At 72.2% G+C, this 4,597-nt stretch carries 5 protein-coding genes; 1 reads left to right on the forward strand and 4 read right to left on the reverse strand.

Annotation, left to right across the window (positions count from 1 at the left end; translation table 11 throughout):
- Positions 1-120: 120 nt before the first annotated feature.
- From AB0B66_RS43625 to AB0B66_RS43640, 4 genes are all read right to left on the reverse strand, one after another.
- Positions 121-1,101: a pentapeptide repeat-containing protein gene (locus AB0B66_RS43625; RefSeq protein ID WP_360541546.1), complete on the reverse strand. Its 981-nt coding sequence runs from the start codon at positions 1,099-1,101 to the stop codon at positions 121-123.
- Positions 1,102-1,270: 169 nt separating this feature from the next.
- Entirely contained in the window at positions 1,271-1,630 is a 360-nt protein-coding gene (locus AB0B66_RS43630) for a hypothetical protein (protein WP_360541548.1), read from the reverse strand.
- Positions 1,631-1,919: 289 nt separating this feature from the next.
- Positions 1,920-2,441 (reverse strand): hypothetical protein, encoded by a 522-nt coding sequence (locus AB0B66_RS43635; protein ID WP_360541554.1) that lies wholly within the window; start codon positions 2,439-2,441, stop codon positions 1,920-1,922.
- A gap of 158 nt (positions 2,442-2,599) precedes the next feature.
- Complete coding sequence (locus tag AB0B66_RS43640) at positions 2,600-3,106, reverse strand: hypothetical protein (RefSeq protein WP_360541550.1); 507 nt, start codon at positions 3,104-3,106, stop codon at positions 2,600-2,602.
- Between AB0B66_RS43640 and AB0B66_RS43645 the strand changes: the two genes are divergently transcribed.
- A complete protein-coding gene (locus AB0B66_RS43645; RefSeq protein ID WP_360541552.1) occupies positions 3,101-4,570 on the forward strand; it encodes a hypothetical protein in 1,470 nt (489 codons plus the stop codon). The two genes, AB0B66_RS43640 and AB0B66_RS43645, sit on opposite strands and share 6 nt — an antisense overlap.
- Positions 4,571-4,597: the final 27 nt, after the last annotated feature.

The raw sequence follows: 4,597 nt of genomic DNA on the forward strand, positions 1-4,597 counted from the left end.
CAACCGTACCCGCCCCCTCCCCGGCTCCCCCCCACCTCTTCCGCCAACTATAAAAAAGACGCCCCCTCCAGGTGACCTGGAGGCCGCGACTTTTTAAGAGTTGCGCCAAGGGGCGGGGCGTCAGGTGAGGAGGACGCGGAGGAGGAGGGCGGCTTCGGGGTCGATGAGGGTGCGCATGTCGATGAGGGCCTGGTCGGCGCCGCCGGCGACGCCCATGAACTTGCGCAGGTGCTGCAGGCGGCCGCGGGCCTCCTGGGCGGCGTGGTCGTCGCGGTCGGCCAGGCGCTGCAGGCCCGCCTCGACCCGGGCCACACCGCGGACCACGACCAGGGCCGGGTGGTCGGGCAGGGTGACCCGGTCGAAGCTGACGCCGCGGAAGTCGACGTCGTCGAACGCGGTCACGCCGCGCATGTCGACGTCCTGCATCGGGTTCGGGCCCAGGTCGCGCTCGGGTTCCAGGACCCGGCCGTCGAAGACGACCTCGCGCAGCACCCCGGCGAACCGGCAGCGGACCAGGCTGGCCTGCCAGAAGTTGGTGCATTCGAGCTGGGCGTGGGCGAAGTCGACGTCGGTGAACGAGGCGACGCCGCAGCCGAGCCGGGACAGGTCGGCGTGCCGGAAGTCGACCTTGCGCAGCCGGTTGCCGCGCCCGGCGTACCAGCCGCCGACCGACGAGCGGGCCAGGTCCGCGGCGAGGAACGAGGTGTCGCTGACGTCGGTGGCCCACATCCGCAGCCCGACGCAGTGCGCGCCGTCGAACAGGCTGTTGTCGATGACGCAGCCGAACAGCCGCAGCCGCGGCAGGTGGGCGCCGCGCAGGTCGAGGTCGACCAGGCGCGCCCGCTGGAACTCCAGCGTCGCCGCGACGTCGGAGAACTCGAAGGTGAACGACATCCCGCCGGATTGGCGGGTGGTGCTGTCCGGTTCGGCGGCGCGGGGCTCGGGCGCGCCGAGACCGCGCAGGTCCCAGCGGCCGTCGATGCGGTCCAGGGCCAGGCCGTCGAGGCGTTCGCCCGCCCGCAACCGGCGGATGACCTCGGCCTGCAACTCCGGCCCGCCGGGCCCGAGCCAGCGCTCGACGAGCGCCTCATCGTTGAGCATGCGGGACCCCTCGCATCGACAACGCCGCATGACGAGCCGCTCGGGGCGCAGCTCAACGGGTCGTTGGCGATCAAAAGTAGGACGCCGTGCCCGGTTACTCAACAGGTCACCGCCCGATATGTCGGATAGGTCCGACCGTGTTACCGAACCTTGACCTGACTTGGGATCTTCACCGCAGCAGCGGCAGATCGTCACCGACGGTGACGCCGTTGAGCAGCGACCAGCCGAGCGGGGTGACCGAGTGCAGCACCGACGCCTCCCACCGCACCAGCGGGTGCAGCCGGGTCAGCGCCTCCCCCACGCCGTCGCTCAGCAGGGCCCGGCCGAACTCGGCCTGCTCGTCGTCGAGCACCCCGGCGATCCGACCGGCGGTGCCCGCAATCGCCGCCTGCTGCAGCTCGCGCAGCGCCAGGACGAGATCCCGACGGGCCTCGTGGTCCCCCGCGGCCCGCTGCGCCAGTGCCAGCGGGCTGAGCCGGACGACCCGGACCCGGGAGAGGTCCTGCGCGGTGAAATGGATCCGCAGCATGGTCGCCTCCTCCCGGCGCTCGGGTGGGCGCGGACCGCCGCCTGCGGCGGCGTCACGGCTGCGGCGTGTCCCGGCGCGCGGGATTGGCCTCCCCCGTTGCGGCCAAGCCCGCGAGGGTCGGGCGCCGCGGCGGGACCCCGGTGGCGCCCGACCGTGCGCCGGTTCCCCGCAGGGGATGATGCTCGTCCGCGACCCCGCGGTCGAGGCTATTCGGCCACCGCCGAAACATGCTGCATACGGACGTGGGGACGCCGGCCGCAGCCGACGCCCCCACGCGGGCGGTGCGCGATCAGCGCGCCTGGAGCGCGTCCAGCGCCACCGCCATCGCGACGACCAGGCGACGGTCGATGGCCGGGTCGTGGATCTGGACGGTGTACTTGTCGCGCACCAGCGCGAACTTCTTCATGACCGAGAACACCGGCTGGCCGTCGCGCACGAAGTCGAAGTGGTACGGCCAGAAGGTCAGGTCGGCGAAGCGGCGCAGCAGCGCGATGGCCAGGCTGCGCTCCTGGCCGGTGAAACGCGCGCCGCCGTTGGGCTCCACGTGCCAGGTCGAACGCAGCAGCGACTTGGCGAAGTCCTTCTTGAACAGGCCGATCGGAGCGCCGTTCTCGTCGGTGACGTCGTAGGTCGCGCCGAGGTCGATCACGCTGCGGGCCTTGAACGCGGCGAACACGCCGGTCTTGCTGTCGTCGCGGTACAGCGTGACCTGCTCCTTGAAGGCCATGCGCTTCTGCTCGACGAACGCCAGCTGCGCGCCGGGGGTGCCGTCGGGCTGCACCGAGGTGACCTCGTACCGGTTGATCATCATGGTGAAGCGCTGCTTGATGAACAGCGTCTGCTGCGCTTGCAGGGTGGCCAGATCCACGAGGGGGTCCTTCGTCCGGGGGTGAACGCGAAACATGAACTGTCCGCGAGGCGACAGTGTGCCATGAGACCACCAGGTCGGCTGACCAGCCGGGTACGCCGTCAGCCGTGCTCCACCGGCAGCTCCGTCCGGCCGTCCGGGGTGACCGCGACGATCTTCGTGATCTCCGCGAAGTCGTACGACTCCTGACCTGCCGCGGTCAGCAGATACCACTCCCCGTCGATCTGCGCCGCGCGCACCACCCCGCCCGGGAAGTGCACCTCGACCCGGGTGACGCCCACCGGCGCGCGCCCGAAGGTGTACGCCGCCGCAGGGTCGGACCCGTACGCCGACGAGGCGTTGCTCAGCCGGCCCGGCGGGAACGACGGCCGCATCGCCGTGGTCAGGTCGGACGCGCCGACCTGCACCGAGTGCTGCTCCTCGCCCAGCCAGCACGCCGTGCTGCCGCTGTCGTCGGCGTACACCAGCAGCCGCAGCCGTCCCGGCACCGACTCCACCTCGAAGCGCAGCGGCGGCACCGCCTCCTTGACCTCGCCGCAGGGCAGCGCGAACCGGAACCGGATGCGACACTGGCCCGCTGAGAACAGCGCGAGGGGAGCCCGGTGCACGAGCAGATCCTGCGCGCAGTGGCGTTGAACGCCGGAGCGCCTGTCGACGTCCTGCTGCGTCTGCTGGCCGTCGAAGCGCAGTCCTGCTGGGAAGCCCTGTGCACCGAACGCGACCTGCCCGCTGAGCTGCTCGACGCCGTCCTGACCCACCCGGACCGCCAGGTGCGCCGGCACATCGGCCGCAATCCCCACCTCGACCCGGCACAGCGGGCGCGGCTGCTCGACCACCCCGACCCGAAGACCTCCATCGCGCTGATCCGCGAACCCCTGCGGTGGCCACCCGGGGCGAGCCCGCGGCCGCTGCCTGACGCCGTGCTCCGGCGGATGCTCGCCGCACCACCGGAGATTCTGTCGTCGGCCGAGCTGCTCGACGAGTTGGTCTTCACCCACTCCGCCAAGCGGGCGTGCGCGGTGGCGGCCGCCCATCCGCTGCCCGAGATCCGCGCAGCCGCCTGCGGCTACCGCCGCGTACTGTCCGACGAGCAGTGGCACGACTTGGAGAACGATCCCGACCCGCAGGTGCGGGCGGCCATCGCCAAGGTGACCGCGTACGACACGAAGGTGATCGAACCCGCCGACATGCCCCCGTACCGCGGGCACTACCACTCGCTGCTGCTGCAGACCCGGCGGCTGTCCCGGGCGGTGCTCGATCAGCTGACGGCCGGGAACGACCCCAGCGACCTGTCCTTCCTGTCGTTCAACCCGTATCTGCCACCGGACGTGGTGGAGCTGCTGGTGTCCCATCCCGAGGAGAGCCTGCGGGGCGCGGCGGCCCGCCGGGACGACCTCACCGCCGACCAGCTGGCGCGGCTGGCCGCCGACCCGGTCCAGACGGTGCGCATCGCGGTGTCCACGCACCCGGGTCTCAGCGAGCCCGAACGGGCCGCGATCGTCGTCGACTGCTGGCCACGCGATTCCTTCAACCGGCTCAAACCCGGTCCCCTGACGGAGCCCGCGGTCGCCATCGCGCACGCGTACTCGGTGAACCCGCTGCTGCGCCGCAGTGCCGCGCGCGAACCCGGGCTGCCGCAGGCGGTCGCGGCCCGGCTGGCCGAAGATCCCGATCCGGGGGTACGCGTGCGGCTGGCGCTCTGCCACCCGGCTCCGCCGCCGGCCCTGCTGCTGCGCTGCTACCTGGAGTACGACGGGCCGGACCGGTGGCACCTGACGACGCTGCCCGGCTTCCCGGTCGCCGGGCTCACCCGATTCGCCCGCGACCCGGACCCGGCCGTGCGGCTGCTGGCGCTGCTCGACCCCGAGGTGCCCGAAGACCTGGTCGACGCTCTGCTGTCCGACCCGGACGACCAGGTCGCGAAGGCCGCGATCGTCCACCCGCGACTGCCCGCCCACCGCTTGCGCGAACTGCTCGGCACGGACCGGGCTCCGCTGGCGGCCGCGAATCCCGCGCTCGACGCCACGACCCTGCACGAGCTGCTCGACGGGGCGGGTGTGCCCCGTCGCTGAGCCGGCCCGCGCAGAAGTGTAAGTCGA

It is taken from the genome of Catellatospora sp. NPDC049111, from assembly GCF_040648615.1.
Lineage (GTDB): Bacteria > Actinomycetota > Actinomycetes > Mycobacteriales > Micromonosporaceae > Catellatospora > Catellatospora aurea.

Bases quoted from the DNA above. Each gene is read 5' to 3' on its own strand.
- AB0B66_RS43625 (WP_360541546.1), bottom strand. From the start codon at position 1,101: ATGCTCAACGATGAGGCGCTCGTCGAGCGCTGGCTCGGGCCCGGCGGG.
- AB0B66_RS43630 (WP_360541548.1), bottom strand. From the start codon at position 1,630: ATGCTGCGGATCCATTTCACCGCGCAGGACCTCTCCCGGGTCCGGGTC.
- AB0B66_RS43635 (WP_360541554.1), bottom strand. From the start codon at position 2,441: ATGATGATCAACCGGTACGAGGTCACCTCGGTGCAGCCCGACGGCACC.